Source organism: Burkholderia sp. Tr-20390 (genome assembly GCF_017104595.1).
Classification (GTDB): domain Bacteria; phylum Pseudomonadota; class Gammaproteobacteria; order Burkholderiales; family Burkholderiaceae; genus Burkholderia.
Genome location: NZ_JAAGPC010000057.1, coordinates 1 through 17,261 on the forward strand (window position 1 = coordinate 1; position 17,261 = coordinate 17,261).

The window sequence follows — 17,261 nt, forward strand, 5'->3', positions numbered from 1 at the left end:
TCGCCGCGTGATGCCACGGGCAGTGGATCGTGTCGCCTTCCAGCAGGCCGTCGGCCAACGGCGCGCCGTAGTGCGGGCACTGCGCGCCCACGGCAAACAGTTCATCGGCGCGGCGCACGAGCAGCACCGCTGCATCGCCGACATGGCCCTCGATCATTGCGCCGTCGGCGAGCTCGTCGAGCGCGATGCCTTGCGTGAGATCGGGGCGTGACGACGAATCGTCGCTTTCAGTCATGACGTGGCTCCCGAAAAGTCAGGTAACGATCCCATTATCGACATCCCTCCTGAAAAGAACAGGTACAGACGTCCCCGCAGCGCACGCAAACACGCACTGTAGCTTGTACGAGATCCATGACGGGCGTAGAACGTCATCAACGTTGCGGCGCAACACGGCAGCGGCCCGCGACGCACGCCGCGCATCCCGCGCACGCCGCGTGCCGCCTTCTCCCCGTCACCAGGAGTACTACCCGATGGCCACCGTCCTGTGCGTGCTCTACCCCGATCCCGTGGACGGCTATCCGCCGCGCTACGTGCGCGATGCGATTCCGGTCATCACGCACTACGCGGACGGGCAGACCGCGCCGACGCCGGCCGGCCCGCCCGGCTTTCATCCCGGCGAGCTCGTCGGCTCGGTGTCCGGCGCGCTCGGCTTGCGCGCCTACATGGAAGCGCACGGCCACACGCTGATCGTCACGAGCGACAAGGACGGCCCCGACTCCGAATTCGAGCGCCGGCTGCCCGAAGCGGATGTCGTGATCTCGCAGCCGTTCTGGCCCGCGTACCTGACGGCCGAACGGATCGCCCGCGCGCCGAAGCTGAAGCTCGCGCTGACGGCCGGCATCGGCTCCGATCACGTCGATCTCGACGCCGCCGCGCGCGCGCACATCACCGTCGCCGAAGTCACCGGCTCGAACAGCATCAGCGTGGCCGAGCACGTGGTGATGACGACGCTCGCGCTGGTGCGCAACTACTTGCCGTCGCATGCGATCGCGCAGCAAGGCGGCTGGAACATCGCCGATTGCGTGTCGCGCAGCTACGACGTCGAAGGCATGCATTTCGGCACGGTCGGCGCGGGGCGCATCGGGCTCGCCGTGCTGCGCCGGCTGCAGCCGTTCGGGTTGCAGCTGCACTACACGCAACGCCACCGGCTCGATGCATCGATCGAGCAGGCACTCGGGCTCACGTATCACGCCGATGCCGCGTCGCTCGCGAGCGCCGTCGACATCGTCAACCTGCAGATTCCGCTGTACCCGTCGACCGAGCACCTGTTCGACGCGGCGATGATCGCGCGCATGAAACGCGGCGCGTACCTGATCAACACCGCACGCGCCAAGCTGGTCGACCGCGACGCGGTCGTCAATGCCGTCACGTCCGGGCATCTCGCGGGCTACGGCGGCGACGTGTGGTTTCCGCAGCCGGCGCCGGCCGATCACCCGTGGCGCACGATGCCGTTCAACGGGATGACTCCGCACATCTCGGGCACGTCGCTGTCCGCGCAGGCCCGCTACGCGGCCGGCACGCTGGAGATCCTGCAGTGCTGGTTCGACGGCAAGCCGATCCGCAACGAATACCTGATCGTCGACGGCGGCACGCTCGCGGGAACGGGCGCGCAGTCGTACCGGCTGACGTGACGCCGCGCGCGTGCCGCACGACGCGCGACGCGCGGCGGCTCACTCAGTCGAGGCAGTAGGCGGCGAGCTTGCCGACCGCGATCACCGCCTGTTCGATCTCCGGCGACCACGGGCTGCTGTAGTTCAGCCGGATGAAGTTCCGGTAGCTGTCCGTGATCGAGAACATGTAGCCGGGCCCGATCGTGATCCCCTGCTCCAGCGCAAGCTGGTACAGCCGCATCGCGTCGATCTGCGCAGGCAGTTCGATCCACAGCACGTACCCGCCCGCCGGGCTCGAGATGCGCGTGCCTTCCGGAAAGAACCGCGACACCATCGTGCGCATCAGGTTCGCCTGCTGCGCGTAGGCCTTGCGAATCCGCCGCAGGTGATGCTCGTAGCCGTCGCGTTCGAGAAACTCGGCAATCGCGAGCTGCGGCAGCGACGGCGTCGCGAGCGTGTTCAGGAATTTCAGCTTCTCGACCTGCTCGCGATAGCGGCCCGGCAGCGCCCAGCCGATCCGGTACGCGGCCGTCAGGCTCTTCGAGAACGACGAGCAATGCAGCACGATGTCGTGCCGGTCGAACGACTTCAGCGTGCTCGGATGCATGTTGCCGAAGTACAGTTCGTTGTACACGCCGTTCTCGATGATCGGCAGGTCGGCTTTCGCGGCGAATTCGACCAGCTCGCGCTTGCGTTCGTCCGGCATCTGGAAGCCGAGCGGGTTCTGGAAGTTCGGCATCACCATGCACGCGGCGATCGGCTGCGACTTCGCGATCGCGGCCAGCGCCGCGATGTCGATCCCATATTCCGGATGCGTCGCGACCTCGATCGCCTTCATCCCCATCCGCTCGATCGCATGCAGCATCGCGTAGAACGTCGGCGATTCCACCGCGATCGTGTCGCCCGGTTTCGCAACGGCCTGCAGGCACAGGTTGATCGCCTCCGTCGCACCGACCGTCACGATGATCTCGTTCGGGTCCACCGACATCCCGTTTTCCAGGTAGCGGCGCGCGATCTGCCGGATCAGCCGCGGATGGCCGGGCGGCAAACCGTCCGTCACGCCCCACAGCGATTTGTCGCGGCCGGCCGCATACGCATAGCGGTTCAGCTTCTCGAACGGAAACAGGCTCGGGTCCGGATACGGCGAGCCGAGCGGCACCGCGTCGTCGGTGCCGATCGAGCGCAGCGTCGACAGCACGAGCCGGCTCACGTCCACCGACGACGAGATCGCGATCGGCTTCGACGGCCGCAGCTCGCGCACCGGCGCATGGCTGTCGTCGCGCCGCAGGTTCACGAAATAGCCCGACTGCGGCCGGCTCTCCAGCAGCCCGCGGCTTTCCAGCAACAGATACGCATGCAGCACGGTCGTGATGCTGATCCGGTGCTGCTGGCTCGCCTGCCGCACCGAAGGAACACGATCGCCGTGTCGATATACGCCCTGCCGGATGAGTCTCTCTATGTCGTTTGCAAATTTCTCGTAGAGCTTCATCCGCCTCGCCCCGCCAGCGGTGAACCGGCGTGCGATGCACGGGCGGCATGGCCGCCCGGGTGCACGAAGCCGGATAGCCGTGCCCGGGCGCGGGCGTCCCGGTGCGAACCTCGTCCGTTATCGAAATTGAAGGCGGATAGCAATGCGAATCTCATCTAGACAAGGTTCGGCATCCTACTGCGTCATTTCGACGAATGTAAGTGACAGTTTGGCGAGGAAACGTGAAATCCGGCCGGCGTGGTGAACAGATTCGAACGCGACCGCAAACGGCCCCGCGCGATCGCGTGGCAAGCATTCGCCGGACGTGGTGCCGGCGTGCGTCGTCGCGGTTTACCGGCGGCCGTCGGGCGGCAAGTCACGTGAAGCCGGCTGATGCGCCGGCCCCCCGTGCGCTCAAGCGTCGTCGACGTTGTCCGCGTAGTGATCGATCGCGACCTTGCACTCGTCGAACACCACCGTCAGCAACGCGATGTCGTTCGACTCGACCCACTTGCGGATCTGCAGGAATTGCCCGGTGCCGAGATCGGCGAGGCGGGCCGGATCGTCGGTCGTCACCTCGACGCTCGCGATCGCGCGGTTGCCGTGGCCGGGCAGCGGCGACAGCGTCGCCGTGATGTCGAAGCGCCGGTACGATTGTTCGATGCGCATGCGGTTCTCCCTTTCCGGTTCGACCACGACACGCTCAGTCGAGCGACTGGCGAAACACCTTGCCGCCGAATCCGGTCACGACGTTGTCGACCGAGAACGGCGTGTCTTCCTTCGCTTCCAGGATGATCGCGACGCTGCCGGGCACGAGCCGCGCCGCCACCGTCTCGACGAACGTGCCGTCGAGCAGCGCATTGCCGGCCGCTTCCGCGAGAATGCCGGCGCCCGCGCCGGCCGCCATGCCGGTGACCACGCCGAGCGGCCCGGCGAGCAGGCCGAGCAAGCCGCCCGCGATCGCGCCGATCACGCCGCCCTTGAACGGCCGCGATTCGGCGTGGAGGACCGCGAGCTTGCCGGTCGCGTCCTTCTCGACGACGACGCCGTTCTCGATGTGGAATCCTTCGTCCTTCTCCGACAGCGCCTCGAAATCGTTCGCGGCCTGGCGGGCCGTGTCGACGCTGCCGAACACGGCGACGATCAGTTGCTTGGTCATGCGATACCTCGCTCGGTGGGAGGGTCAGTGGCAGCGCCGCAACCAATGCGGCACGCCGGGGTTCGATTCAGATGCCGATGACCGCCTCGCGTGCACGCGCCGCGTCGGCATAGGCGTACGCAGCCTCTCGCTGCAACCCGGTGACGGTGGGCGCGCGGGCGAGCGCCGGATCGGCATCGCGCGTGTCGCGCGCCAGCCGGTAGGCGTCCGACGCCGCGTGCTGCAGCTCGATCGCCCGCTTCGATTCAACGGAATGTGTGCTCATCCGGCTCCCTCCTTGCAGGGACAGCGAAAATGCATGCGGCCGGCCGCGCGTTACCGGCGCGCATGCGCATCGTCCTCGACATCGGCGACGTCGGCCGGGAAGCGGTGCTGGCCGAAACTCAGGATCAGCACGCCGACGGCGAGCAGCACGATCCCGACCGTCGTCATCAGCATCCGCTCGGGGCTGTCGGTTGCGCCGCGCAGTATCAGGTCGCGCGCGAGCGACGTCATCGCAATGAACAGCGGAAACCGCACGGGCAAGCGGCCAAGCCGCAGGTAGCGCACGTCCATCGCGAGCACTTCGAGATACAGGAACATCAGCAGCAGGTCGGTCAGCGACACCTCGCCCGCGAGTACGACCTTCCACGCTTCCTGCGCCATCGCGAACGCGGTCGCGAGCCCGATCACGATCAGTCCGGCCAGTTCGGCCGCGTGAAGGAAATGGCCGAAGCGGCGGCGGATGCGCTCGGCGGGCGAGCAGGGAATGGAGGTCGTATTCAAGGTGACAGTCGCTGGGTTGAGGCATGAGCGGCGCCGGGCGGCGGCGGGAACGTCGCGTCGCGCGCGCTGGCATGCACGGTATCGTGCGCGTCGGGCCGATCCGGCTTGTCCGTCGCATGCGGGCCGGCCGCGCCGGTCGCCTGCTCGACCGCGGACAGCGTCCGGCGGCAGCACACGTGGAACGCGTCACCCGCATCGGTGCAGGCGACATCGTCGTGGTCGCGGCACAGCAGCAGGCGGCAGCCGAGATACCGTTCGAGGCCGTCGATCCGTTCGCTCACCTGCGCTTCGTCGAGTTGCAGCTCGGACGCCGCACCGGACAGGCCGCCATGCTCGACCACCGCGACATACACACGCATCGCTTCCAGCAGGTTCATGATGACGCTCCTCGTGGCGGCGCAGCGGGACCTAATCTACTGCACGCGGCACGCACGCTCAAGAGCACAGCGCTGCATGCGCCAGGAGTACAGCTGAGCGGGCGCCGGCCAAAATCCGGCCCTGTTTGACGGATTCGCATGACAGTTTGGCGATTCGTGTTCCAAAGACCGGCCGAAGCTGCTAGATTGCTTGCTCGACGACGTCACGCGGGGCGGGCAGGTCGCGCGCCCGGTGCGGCCGCCACCGCTGCGGCCCGTTGCGGGATGCCCGCACAGCGTCCTTCATCCGCGTGACACAAAGAGAACAGTCGCATGACACAGTTCAACCGTTCGCCCTCGCGCGCCACGGCACTTCCGTCCCGACATGACTGACCGGCAGCCCACGATGCAGACACCTCCCCCGCTCCCCCAAAACGTTCACAGCACGATCACGCGCAGCGCGATCTTCCTCGTGGCGACGATCAATCCCGGCGCCGATCACGCCGATACGATCCGCTCATGGTGCGGCGACATCGCCGCGCTCGTGCGCTCGGTCGGCAAGCGCGTGCCGGGCGGCAACCTCACCTGCGTGTGCGGCTTCGGCGCCGACGCGTGGGATGCGCTGTTCGGCAACCCGCGCCCCGCCGCGCTACATCCGTTCCGCGAATTCGGCGCGGGGCAGCGCGTCGCGGTCGCGACGCCGGGCGACATCCTGCTGCACATTCGCGCGGAAGCGATGGACCTGTGCTTCGAACTCGCGACGCAGCTGCTCGGCGCGCTCGGCGATGCCGTCACGGTCGTCGACGAGGTGCACGGCTTCCGCAATTTCGACCAGCGCGCGATGATCGGCTTCGTCGACGGCACCGAGAACCCGGAAGGCCGCGCGGCGGTCGACTTCACGGTGATCGGCGACGAGGACGCGGAATTCGCCGGCGGCAGCTACGTGATCGTGCAGAAGTACCTGCACGACATGGCCGGCTGGAACGCGCTCGCGGTCGAGACGCAGGAGCGCATCATCGGCCGCACCAAGCTCGCCGACATCGAGCTCGCGCCGGACGTGAAGCCGTCGTGCTCGCACAGCTCGCTGACCACGCTCGACGAGGGCGGCCAGGAAGTGAAGATCCTGCGCGACAACATGCCGTTCGGGCGCCCGGGCGCGGGCGAATTCGGCACCTACTTCATCGGCTACGCGCGTTCGCCGGCGCCGATCGAGCAGATGCTCGAGAACATGTTCGTCGGCCGCCCGCCCGGCAACTACGACCGCCTGCTCGACTACAGCCGCGCGGTCACCGGCTCGCTGTTCTTCGTGCCGTCCGCCGACCTGCTCGAAGCGCTCGCCGATCACGCGGCGCCGGCCGCCGATGCCGCGGAGCCGGAACCGGCATCTTCCGCGCCGCATCGCGACGGCTCGCTGAAGATCGGCTCGCTGAAAGGCGTGCCGTCGTAACGCACATCGTCACCAAGGGCAGTCCGGCGCACCTACCCCGCGCCGGGCGAGACGCATGGTGGCGCCATGCACGCCCTTCACTCGTTGCGAAGCTTCAATAGACTGCGCCTATGATTCAGCCGGGCTCGGCCCCGGCGACTGAACGCGGCCGAGCTCCGGCGTCCGGAACCCCTGCCGGATGAATGTTCGTAAGAATGCGCGACACGCGATCGGCCGTCGGCCGCCTATGGTTCGGCACGCCATCGAGCCCGGCCCGAGCGACGCGGGCGCCGGTGCGCCCCCGGGCATCGCCATCCGTCGCGGCGTGCAGCACAAGCGCACACCCTCTCCCCGCACGTGAATTGCAGAACAGTTGCGCCACCGCAGCGTGTCGTTTCGATTTGTGCTGCAGCGGTGTCAATAGAGCCTGCTAATATGCATTTCGTCCTCGATCGGCCTGCCGGGCTCAGACGCAGTCCGTCAGCCGATCGGCCACCATGAAGTGTTTTCGCTGACGTGAGGCAACCCAAACCCATGAATAACCTGCACCGCGAACTCGCCCCGATCTCGTCCTCCGCCTGGGAGCAAATCGAGGAGGAAGTGGCACGCACGTTCAAACGATCGGTGGCCGGCCGCCGCGTCGTCGATGTCGACGGCCCCGAGGGCCCCGAGCTGTCGGCCGTCGGCACCGGGCACCTCGTCGACGTCGCCGCCCCGCGCGAGCTGGTGAATGCGCGGCTGCGCGAAGTCCGCACGATCGTCGAGCTGACGGTGCCGTTCGAGTTGAGCCGCGATGCGATCGACAGCGTCGAGCGCGGCGCGCGCGACGCCGACTGGCAACCGGCGAAGGACGCCGCGCAGCGGCTCGCGTTCGCCGAGGACGACGCGATTTTCGACGGCTACCGGGCCGCCGGCATTCTCGGCATCCGCGAAGGCACGTCGAACCGCAAGCTCACGCTGCCGGCGGATGTGAGCGCGTATCCCGACGCGATCAGCGACGCGCTCGAAGCGCTGCGGCTTGCCGGCGTCGACGGCCCGTACTCGGTCGTGCTCGGCTCGGATGCGTACACGGCGCTCAGCGAAGCGCGCGACCAGGGCTATCCGGTCCTCGGCCATATCAAGCGGATCGTCAGCGGCGAGATCATCTGGGCGCCGGCGATCAGCGGCGGCTGCGTGCTGTCCACGCGCGGCGGCGATTACGAGCTGCACCTCGGGGAAGACGTATCGATCGGCTACACGAGCCATACCGACAAGGTCGTCCGCCTGTACCTGCGCGAAACGTTCACGTTCCTGATGCTCACGAGCGAAGCATCGGTGGCCGTGGCGCCGCAGGCCGGCACGGCGGCCTGACCGCGGTTGCCTGCGCGCGATGCCCGCCGGGTGTCGCGCGCGAGCGGCCGCCCCGCCGGCCGCATGTTCGTCGCCGATCAAACCCATCTTGCATGGAGTATGTGATGAGCGAGTCGAATGAGGCATTGCAGGCGCTGCAGGCGTCGGTCGACCACCTGAAGCAGGCGGTCGACGCGAACGCGAGCAGCCAGGCCGGCGACACCGCCGTGCTGTTCACCGTCTTGTCGCTGGTCCTGGCGGAGTTGCCGCCCGACACGCGCAACCTGATCGAGGATTCGTTCTCCGTCTGGGCCAATGGCCTGCCGAATGCGGCACTGTCGAAGGACGTGAAGCAGATCGCCCGGCAGCGGCTGGCGATGACCCTCTCGGACTGACCGCGGCACGCCACGGTTGCGCCGTGTCCGGCCCGGACCGTGCAACCCGCCCTCGCCTGCGGCCGCCCCACACGCATCGTCTGCGGTGCGTGCGTGGTGGCGCTTGGCCGCTCGCGGCACGCGCCCCGTGCCGCGCCCCCTGCCGCGCTTGCGTCGCGCCGCCCCATCCGTGCTGCCTTTGATCCCCCGATAACCGGCGCCCTGCGCGCCGATGTCGCACCGCGATCCGTTCGCGCGCCGCCCGCTTCCGCTTCCTGTCATCACACGCTGCGCACGCCGCGCACGCCCGTGGCGCCGTGCGCCCGCCCGTCTGTACTCCTTGCCGCCCGTGCGCGCGCGCATGCGAGGGTGCAATTCACGGCCGGGCCGGTGCGGAACTGTGCCTTGGATAGCCTCCGCCGATTCGCTATTTTGAACGCAGTCGAAGCGATGCCGTGGGCTCCTCCCGGCACGCACGCTTGCCGCCCTGACCGCGACCGTGCACGACGCCGACGCGCGCTGCGTGACCGCACCGGTGCCGCCCGCGCGCCGCCGTGCCGCGTGTCGTGCGTTCGCGGTCGGCATGCGCCCAAGCGCCGCACCGCATCGGGACTTCACCCTTCGACCCACTTTCACCGACAGGAGCCAGACCACCATGCCCGCACTTTGCGATATCTGCCACGCGCGGCCGGCCGTCGCGCGCGCAACCGTGATGCAGGACGGCGAGCGCAAGACGATCTCGATCTGCGATTATCACTTCCGTCAGTTGATGCGGCATCAGAGCATGCTGAACCCGTTCGATTCGCTGCTCGGCGGTGGCGGCTCGTCGTCGCTGTTCGGCGGGCTCGACGACGAATCGCCGCTCGCCGCCGAGATTCCGCGCGAATCGGTCGACCCGACCGACGCGTTCAGCGAGCAGACGCTGGAGTTGCTGCAGCGCGCGGCTGAAAAGGCGCACGAGCTGCGCCGCAGCGAGCTCGATTCCGAACACCTGCTGTACGCGCTCGCGGACACCGACGTGTGCGCCGCGCTGCTGAAGGAACTGAAGCTGTCGCCGGAAGACATCAAGTCGTACATCGACGCGCATGCGCATACCGGCACGGCCGATCCCGATGCGCCGCTCGACAAGCTGTCGATCTCGCCGCGCGTGAAGAAGGCCGTGCAGTACGCATTCCAGGCGTCGCGCGACCTCGGCCACTCGTACATCGGCCCCGAGCACCTGCTGATCGGGCTCGCGTCGGTGCCGGACAGCGTCGCCGGCACGCTGCTGAAGAAATACGGCGTGACGCCCGAGGCGCTGCGCCAGAAGGTCGTGAAGGTGGTCGGCAAAGGCGCCGAGGACGGCCGCGTCGATGCGCCGACCGGCACGCCGAACCTCGACAAGTTCGGCCGCGACCTCACCGCGATCGCGCGCCAGGGCAAGCTCGACCCGGTGCTCGGCCGTGCGCAGGAAATCGAGAGCACGATCGAGGTGCTCGCACGTCGCAAGAAGAACAACCCGGTGCTGATCGGCGAGCCGGGCGTCGGCAAGACGGCGATCGTCGAAGGGCTCGCGCAGCGGATCGTCAACGGCGACGTGCCCGAGGTGCTGCGCGACAAGCGGCTCGTCGAAGTCAACATCAACTCGATGGTGGCCGGCGCGAAGTATCGCGGCGAGTTCGAGGAGCGCGCGAAGCAGCTGATCGACGAAGTCACGGCGAAGCAGGACGAACTGATCCTGTTCATCGACGAGCTGCACACGATCGTCGGCGCCGGCCAGGGCGGCGGCGAAGGCGGCCTCGACATCGCGAACGTGCTGAAGCCCGCGCTCGCACGCGGCGAGCTGAGCCTGATCGGCGCGACGACGCTCAACGAATACCAGAAGTACATCGAGAAGGATGCCGCGCTCGAACGGCGCTTCCAGCCGGTGTTCGTGCCGGAGCCGAGCGTCGAGCAGACGATCGTGATCCTGCGCGGGCTGCGCGACAGCCTCGAGGCGCACCACCAGGTGACGTTCGCCGACGACGCGTTCGTCGCGGCCGCGGAATTCGCCGATCGCTACATCACGTCGCGCTTCCTCCCCGACAAGGCGATCGACCTGATCGACCAGGCCGCCGCGCGCGTGCGGATCGGCGCGACCTCGCGCCCGGTCGACATCCAGGAAGGCGAAGCGCAGATCGCGCAACTGAAGCGCGAGCAGGACTACGCCACGTCGCGCAAGCGCTTCGACGAAGCGAAGCAGTTCGAGGAGCAGATCAACGCGAAGCAGAAATCCGTCGACGAGATGATGGAGGCGTGGCAGCGCAAGACGGGCTCCGAAACGCTCGAGGTCACCGTCGAATCGGTGGCCGAGGTCGTGTCGCGGCTCACCGGCATCCCAGTGTCCGAACTCACGCAGGAAGAACGCCAGAAGCTGTTGAAGATGGAAGAGCAACTGCGCGAGCGCGTGGTCGGCCAGAGCGACGCGGTGGTGGCCGTCAGCGATGCCGTGCGGCTGTCGCGCGCGGGGCTCGGCCAGACGCACCGGCCGATCGCGACGTTCCTGTTCCTCGGGCCGACGGGCGTCGGCAAGACCGAGCTCGCGAAGGCGCTGGCCGAGACCGTGTTCGGCGACGAGCAGGCGATCATCCGCATCGACATGTCCGAGTACATGGAGCGGCACGCGGTCGCGCGGCTGATCGGCGCGCCGCCCGGCTACGTCGGCTACGACGAAGGCGGCCAGCTCACCGAGCGCGTGCGGCGCCGCCCGTACAGCGTGATCCTGCTCGACGAGATCGAGAAGGCGCATCCGGACGTCTACAACGTGCTGCTGCAGGTGTTCGACGACGGCCGCCTGACCGACGGCAAGGGCCGCGTGGTCGACTTCAGCAACACGATCATCATCGCGACGAGCAACCTCGGCGCCGCGATCATCATGGACAACCTCACGCAGCCGGAAGCCGCGCGCAAGACCGACAAGGCGATCCGCGAGGAACTGATGCAGGTGCTGAAGGGCCATTTCCGCCCCGAGTTCCTGAACCGGATCGACGAGGTGATCGTCTTCCACGCGCTGTCGAAGGAGAACATCCGCGCGATCGTGCAGATCCAGCTCGACCGCGTGGTGCGCACCGCCGCCGCGCAGGACATCACGCTCGTGATGGGCGACGCGCTCGTCGAGCACCTGACCGAAGCCGGCTACCAGCCGGAGTTCGGCGCACGCGAGCTGAAGCGCCAGATCCGCCAGACCATCGAGACCCGGCTCGCGAAGGAGATCCTCGCCGACCGGCTGAAGTCGGGCGACAAGTGCGAGGTCGACTACGACAAGGCCAGCGACGAAGTGAAGTTCACCAAGCTCGCCGCGCCTGAAGCGAAGGAGACCAAGGACGCGAAGAAGGACGCCGACGGCAAGGCGAAGCCGAACGGCAAGGCGGCCAAGGCCACCGACGATGCGAAGACGGGCGACACGCCCGCCGACGCACCGCCGCCCGCGCCTGCCGCGAAAGCGTCCGGCAAGAAGTCGTCGGGCGCGAAGAAGGACGCGCACTGAAAAACAGCATGCCCCGCACGCCCGGGGCATGCATGACCGGCTCCGTCCACCGGACGGAGCCGCCCCACGCCGCGACACGGCGCAAACCGAGCCGCCCGCACCGGGTAAGGCTGATGGAGATTCAACATGACAAATCGACGCGAAGTGCCAGGCATCAGGAAGTACGACGGGCCCGCCGGTGGTTGGGGCGCGCTTCGCGCGACAGCCGATGCGGTGCGCACGCAAATGGAAACCATCGAGGCGCCGATCGTGCTGATGCGGACCAACCAGCCCGACGGCTTCGACTGCCCCGGCTGCGCCTGGCCCGACAAGGAACACAAGTCGACGTTCCAGTTCTGCGAGAACGGCGCGAAGGCCGTCACGTGGGAAGCGACGACCAAGCGCGTGACGCCCGAGTTCTTCGCGGCGAACACCGTGTCGTCGCTGCTGCGCATGTCGGACTACGAGCTGGAGAACATGGGCCGGCTCACGCATCCGCTCGTCTACGATCGCGCGACCGACACGTTCCGCGCGATCGAATGGGACGACGCGTTCGCGCGCATCGGCGAAGTGCTGCGCGCGCTGCCGCCCGACCAGGTCGAGTTCTATACGTCCGGCCGCGCGTCGAACGAAGCCGCGTACCTGTACCAGCTGTTCGCGCGCGAACTCGGCACCAACAACTTCCCCGACTGCTCGAACATGTGCCACGAGCCGACCAGCGTCGGCCTGCCGCAGTCGATCGGCATCGGCAAGGGCACCGTATCGCTGGAGGATTTCGACCACTGCGAGCTGATCATCTCGATCGGCCACAACCCCGGCACGAACCACCCGCGGATGATGGGCACGCTGCACGAATGCGCGCGCCGCAACGTGCCGATCATCGTGTTCAACCCGCTGCGCGAGCGCGCGCTCGAACGCTTCGCCGATCCGCAGGACATGATCGAGATGGCGTCGTTCGGCTCGACCCGCATCGCGTCGACGTACTACCAGGTCGACGCCGGCGGCGACGCGGCCGCGCTGAAGGGCATCATGAAGGCGCTGCTGCAGCTCGAAGCCGAGCGCGGCGACGTGCTCGACCGCGACTTCATCGCGCAGCACACCAACGGCTTCGACGCGTTCTCGGCCGACCTCGAGGCCACGTCGTGGGACGACATCGAGCGCGCGAGCGGGCTCAGCCAGGCGCAGCTCGAACAGGTCGCGCTCGCGTACGCGAAGTCGAACGCGACGATCGTCACGTACGGGATGGGCGTCACGCAGCACAACAAGGGCACCGCAACCGTGCGCCTGATCGCCGACCTGCTGCTGATGCGCGGCAACATCGGCAAGCCCGGCGCCGGCGTGTGCCCGCTGCGCGGCCACTCGAACGTGCAGGGCAACCGCACGGTCGGCATCACCGAGAAGCCGTCGGCCGAGTTCCTGAAGAAGATCGAGGACGTGTGCGGCTTCACGCCGCCCGCGCATCACGGGCATGACGCCGTGCAGGCGATGCAGGCGATGATCGACGGCACCGCGAAGGCGCTGCTGTGCCTCGGCGGCAACTTCGCGGTCGCGCTGCCCGATCCGGAACAGTCGTTCCCGGCGATGGCCAAGCTCGACCTGAGCGTGCATCTCGGCACCAAGCTGAACCGCTCGCACCTGCTGGTCGCGAAGGAAACCTTCGTCCTGCCGGTGCTCGGCCGCACCGAGCTCGACATGCAGGCCACCGGCCGGCAGTCGATCACCGTCGAGGATTCGATGTCGATGGTTCACGCGTCGGCCGGCAAGCTCAAGCCGGCGTCCGACCAGCTGCGCTCGGAGCCGGCGATCGTCGCGGGCATCGCGCATGCGACGCTGCCGGCCAGCAAGGTCGCGTGGCTCGACCTGATCGACGACTACGACCGCATCCGCGACCTGATCGACAAAACGGTATCCGGCTTCGAGGCGTTCAACGAGCGCATCCGCACGCCGGGCGGCTTCCGCCTGCCGCTGCCGCCCACCGAGCGCGTGTGGCCGACGCCGACCGGCAAGGCGATGTTCTCGGTCTACAAGGGCGTGAAGGAAGACGCCGACGTGCTCGGCGCCGAGCAGGTGCTGCGGCTGATCACGCTGCGCAGCCACGACCAGTACAACACGACGATCTACGGGCTCGACGACCGCTATCGCGGCGTGTTCGGCCGGCGCGACGTGCTGTTCATGAACCCCGCCGATCTCGCGAAGTACGGGCTCGAACACGGCGACCTCGTCGACATCGAGACGGTCACCGCATCGGGTCGCGCGCTGCGCCTCGAGAAGATCACCGCGATCGAGTACGACATCGCGCCGGGGTCGGTCGGCGCGTACTACCCGGAAGCGAACGTGCTCGTGCCGCTCGACTACATCGACAAGGAAAGCGGCACGCCGTCGTACAAGTCGGTCCCGGTGCGCGTCGCGCGCTCGGCGGTGGTCTGACGTACTAACGGGCCGGCTCGCGGCGCACAGGCTGCCGCGAGCCGGCCCGCCCTCCTCCACGGGCCACCGTGTCTCGACGGATGCGATGGCCCCCTTCCTTCCCCATCGTTACCGCGCCGCCGTCGGCGGCATCGTCGCGCCCGTCTGCCGGCGCCGGTACGCGCTGTCTCGCGTCGCGAGCCAGTAGTACAGCGGCGACGTCAGCACCAGCCCCACCAGCCACGACAGGTCGGCGCCGCCGAGATGCGCGGGAATCGGGCCCGCATACATCGGCGTGTTCATGAACGGAATCTGCACGAGGATGCCGATCGCGTACGCGAGCAGCGCCTGCGGATTGAAGCGGCCGTAGATCCCGCCATCGACCATGAAGATCGACTTGATGTCGTACTTGCCCTTGTGGATCACGTAGAAGTCGATCAGGTTGATCGCCGTCCACGGCACCAGCACGACGAGCAGCGCGAGCACGAGATCGACGAGGTTGCCGACGAAGTTCGTCGACGCGCCGATCGCCGCGTAGCAGCAGGCGACGAAGATCACGACCGACACCACCGCGCGTGCCTTCGCGGTCGGAATCCACTTGTATGCGAACGTCTGCACCGACGTGATCACCGCGAGCACCGCGCCGTACAGGTTCAGCGCGTTGTGGCTGATCACGCTCAGCAGGAACAGCACGAGCATCAGCGGGCCGAGCGGGCCCGTCGCCTGCTTGACCGCATCCATCGCGTCCGCGCCGGCGGGCACCGCGAGCACCGCGACCGCGCCGAAGATGAACGCGAGCGTCGAGCCGATCGTGCAGCCGAGATAGGTCGCCCAGAACGTCGACGCCACGCCGACGTTTTCCGGCAGATAGCGCGAATAGTCCGACACGTACGGCGCGAACGCGATCTGCCACAACGCCGACAGCGACACCGTCGCGAGCCAGCCGGCGAAGTTGAAGCCGCCGCGCGTCAGGAAATCGTCGGTCGTCACGTGCGTGAGGATCATCCAGAAGCCGACCAGGATGCCGATGCCGAGCACCCACGTGCCGATCCGGTTCAGGACGTGGATGAACCGGTAGCCGACGATCCCGATCAGCCCCGAGCCCACCGCGCCGATCACGATGCCGACGGGCACCGGCACCGACGACGCGATGCCGTGCACCGACTTGCCGGCCAGCACGATGTTCGACGCGAAGAAGCCGACGTACATCACGGCCGCGATCACGGTCACGAGCAGCGCGCCCCACGAGCCGAATTGCGCGCGGCTCTGGATCATCTGCGGGATGCCCATCTGCGGCCCCTGCGCCGAATGCAGCGCCATCAGCACGCCGCCGACCGCCTGGCCGACGACGATCGCGACGATGCCCCACATCAGGTTCAGGTGGAAGAGCTGCACGCCGAGCGCGCCGGTCACGATCGGCAGCGGCGCGATGTTGCCGCCGAACCAGAGCGTGAACAGGTCGCGCACCTTGCCGTGGCGCTCCGCGGGCGGCACGTAGCCGATCGTGTGCTTCTCTATCATCGGGGACGCGTTGCGGTCCACGTTCGTCATGGTGATGTCTCCTGTCCTGCGCGGCGATGCGCGCTTGCCGTGTCAGCCGGCGCGCGTTGGGGGTCGCGCCGGCAATCGGGTCCGGATACGCGAGCGACGACGCGCCGCGTGCACGCGCGGCGGGTCGAGCGACGCGGACGACGCGCATGCGGGGGCGGATGCCATGTCCCGCCGGTGCGTGCGCGGCCGCTTCGTTTGCTTCTTGATCCAGGTTGGAGACGATGGTGCGCCACGACCCGCGCGACCGGAAAATACTAAAAATATTTCCGGGACATACGAAAAAGCTCTGCAGCGGACATTTCGGCGCCGGGGGGCTTTCAGGTAAGGTGCTACGCAAACCATGGACAGATTGCGCCCGCGGCGGCACGCCGGGGCCGTGCATCAGAGGTGCTTGTGGCTCACTACACTTTGCGGCAACTGAAATACTTCGTGACGACGGTGGAATCCGGCAGCGTCGCCGAGGCGTCGCGCCAGCTGTTCATCGCGCAGCCGTCGATCTCCAGCGCGATCAAGGGTCTGGAGGAAAGCTTCGGCGTGAAGCTGTTCATCCGCCATCACGCGCAGGGCGTGTCGCTGACGCCGAGCGGCACGCGCTTCTACCGGAAGGCGCAGGAGCTGCTGCGCATCGCGCACGAATTCGAACAGAACGCGCTCGCCGACAACGACGTGATCACCGGGCAGATCGACATCGGCTGCTTCGAGACGGTCGCGCCGCTCTATCTGCCGCAACTGATCGCGGGCTTTCGCGAGCGCTACCCGGGCGTGAACATCCGGCTGCGCGACGGCGACCAGCAGGAACTCGTGCAGGGCCTGACGTCCGGCACGTTCGATCTCGCGCTGATGTACGACCACGATCTCGACGGCACGATCGAGACCGAGCCGCTGATGCCGCCGCAGCAGCCGTACGTGCTGCTGCCGGAAAACCACCGGTTCGCGGGCCAGACGCACGTGTCGTTGCGCGACCTCTGTGTCGAGCCGATGATCCTGCTCGACGTGCAGCCGAGCCGCACGTATTTCGTCAGCCTCTTTCACGAACTCGGGCTCACGCCGAACATCGTGTTCGGCTCGCCGTCGATCGAGATGGTGCGCGGGATGGTCGGCCAGGGGTTCGGCTTCTCGGTGCTCGTCACGCGCCCGCATTCCGAATACACGTACGACGGCCAGCGCGTCGTGACGATCGGCCTCAGCGAAACGGTGAGCCCGTCGGGGCTCGTGAGCGCGCGGCTGAAGCGCGGTCAGCTCACGAAGCAGGCGCAGTCGTTCGTCGATTTCTGCCGCGAGCGGCTCGCGCAGATCGTCGCGGAAACGGTGCGACAAGGAACCTGAAGGAACC

The 17,261-nt window shown here is 67.7% G+C and carries 15 protein-coding genes; 7 read left to right on the forward strand and 8 right to left on the reverse strand.

Annotation, left to right across the window (positions count from 1 at the left end):
• Positions 1–235: Rieske 2Fe-2S domain-containing protein (locus G3N98_RS17630; protein ID WP_206148778.1), on the reverse strand; the 235-nt coding region annotated here is incomplete at its 3' end.
• A 235-nt stretch (positions 236–470) separates the two neighbouring features.
• Between G3N98_RS17630 and G3N98_RS17635 the strand changes: the two genes are divergently transcribed.
• The gene (locus G3N98_RS17635; RefSeq protein ID WP_206148779.1) at positions 471–1,631 is read left to right on the forward strand and encodes an NAD-dependent formate dehydrogenase; all 1,161 of its coding nucleotides are present in this window, start codon (positions 471–473) and stop codon (positions 1,629–1,631) included.
• Between the two features lie 43 nt (positions 1,632–1,674).
• Here the strand turns inward: G3N98_RS17635 and G3N98_RS17640 are convergent, their stop codons facing one another.
• The 6 genes from G3N98_RS17640 to G3N98_RS17665 form a co-directional block, all read right to left on the reverse strand.
• Positions 1,675–3,099, reverse strand: coding sequence for a PLP-dependent aminotransferase family protein (locus G3N98_RS17640; protein ID WP_069249479.1), 1,425 nt, complete (start codon positions 3,097–3,099; stop codon positions 1,675–1,677).
• A gap of 393 nt (positions 3,100–3,492) precedes the next feature.
• Positions 3,493–3,747 (reverse strand): hypothetical protein, encoded by a 255-nt coding sequence (locus tag G3N98_RS17645; RefSeq protein ID WP_089476057.1) that lies wholly within the window; start codon positions 3,745–3,747, stop codon positions 3,493–3,495.
• Positions 3,748–3,781: 34 nt separating this feature from the next.
• On the reverse strand, positions 3,782–4,237 hold the full coding sequence (locus G3N98_RS17650) for a DUF1269 domain-containing protein (RefSeq protein WP_089429599.1): 456 nt from the start codon (positions 4,235–4,237) through the stop codon (positions 3,782–3,784).
• Positions 4,238–4,304: 67 nt separating this feature from the next.
• Complete coding sequence (locus G3N98_RS17655; protein ID WP_206148780.1) at positions 4,305–4,502, reverse strand: hypothetical protein; 198 nt, start codon at positions 4,500–4,502, stop codon at positions 4,305–4,307.
• 50 nt (positions 4,503–4,552) lie between these two features.
• On the reverse strand, positions 4,553–5,002 hold the full coding sequence (locus G3N98_RS17660; protein ID WP_089429597.1) for a phosphate-starvation-inducible PsiE family protein: 450 nt from the start codon (positions 5,000–5,002) through the stop codon (positions 4,553–4,555).
• A complete protein-coding gene (locus tag G3N98_RS17665; protein ID WP_089476055.1) occupies positions 4,999–5,379 on the reverse strand; it encodes a LysR family transcriptional regulator in 381 nt (126 codons plus the stop codon). The genes G3N98_RS17660 and G3N98_RS17665 overlap by 4 nt, the downstream gene beginning before the upstream one ends.
• Before the next feature lie 364 nt (positions 5,380–5,743).
• On the opposite strand from G3N98_RS17665, the gene G3N98_RS17670 reads away from it, so the two are divergent.
• The 5 genes from G3N98_RS17670 (at position 5,744) to G3N98_RS17690 (ending at position 14,398) form a co-directional block, all read left to right on the forward strand.
• A complete protein-coding gene (locus G3N98_RS17670; protein ID WP_206148781.1) occupies positions 5,744–6,805 on the forward strand; it encodes a Dyp-type peroxidase in 1,062 nt (353 codons plus the stop codon).
• Positions 6,806–7,318: 513 nt separating this feature from the next.
• Positions 7,319–8,134, forward strand: coding sequence for a family 1 encapsulin nanocompartment shell protein (locus G3N98_RS17675; protein ID WP_175237858.1), 816 nt, complete (start codon positions 7,319–7,321; stop codon positions 8,132–8,134).
• Positions 8,135–8,238: 104 nt separating this feature from the next.
• A complete protein-coding gene (locus G3N98_RS17680; RefSeq protein WP_089429593.1) occupies positions 8,239–8,508 on the forward strand; it encodes a hypothetical protein in 270 nt (89 codons plus the stop codon).
• Positions 8,509–9,142: 634 nt separating this feature from the next.
• Positions 9,143–11,992 carry an AAA family ATPase gene (locus G3N98_RS17685; RefSeq protein WP_089476052.1) on the forward strand — a complete coding sequence of 950 codons (2,850 nt, stop codon included), beginning with the start codon at positions 9,143–9,145 and terminating at the stop codon, positions 11,990–11,992.
• Between the two features lie 126 nt (positions 11,993–12,118).
• The gene (locus tag G3N98_RS17690; RefSeq protein ID WP_175237856.1) at positions 12,119–14,398 is read left to right on the forward strand and encodes an FdhF/YdeP family oxidoreductase; all 2,280 of its coding nucleotides are present in this window, start codon (positions 12,119–12,121) and stop codon (positions 14,396–14,398) included.
• 108 nt (positions 14,399–14,506) lie between these two features.
• Here G3N98_RS17690 and G3N98_RS17695 read toward each other — a convergent pair whose 3' ends face one another.
• On the reverse strand, positions 14,507–15,928 hold the full coding sequence (locus G3N98_RS17695) for a cytosine permease (protein ID WP_206148782.1): 1,422 nt from the start codon (positions 15,926–15,928) through the stop codon (positions 14,507–14,509).
• A 393-nt stretch (positions 15,929–16,321) separates the two neighbouring features.
• On the opposite strand from G3N98_RS17695, the gene G3N98_RS17700 reads away from it, so the two are divergent.
• Positions 16,322–17,254, forward strand: coding sequence for a LysR substrate-binding domain-containing protein (locus G3N98_RS17700; RefSeq protein ID WP_206148783.1), 933 nt, complete (start codon positions 16,322–16,324; stop codon positions 17,252–17,254).
• The last annotated feature ends 7 nt before the right edge of the window (positions 17,255–17,261 follow it).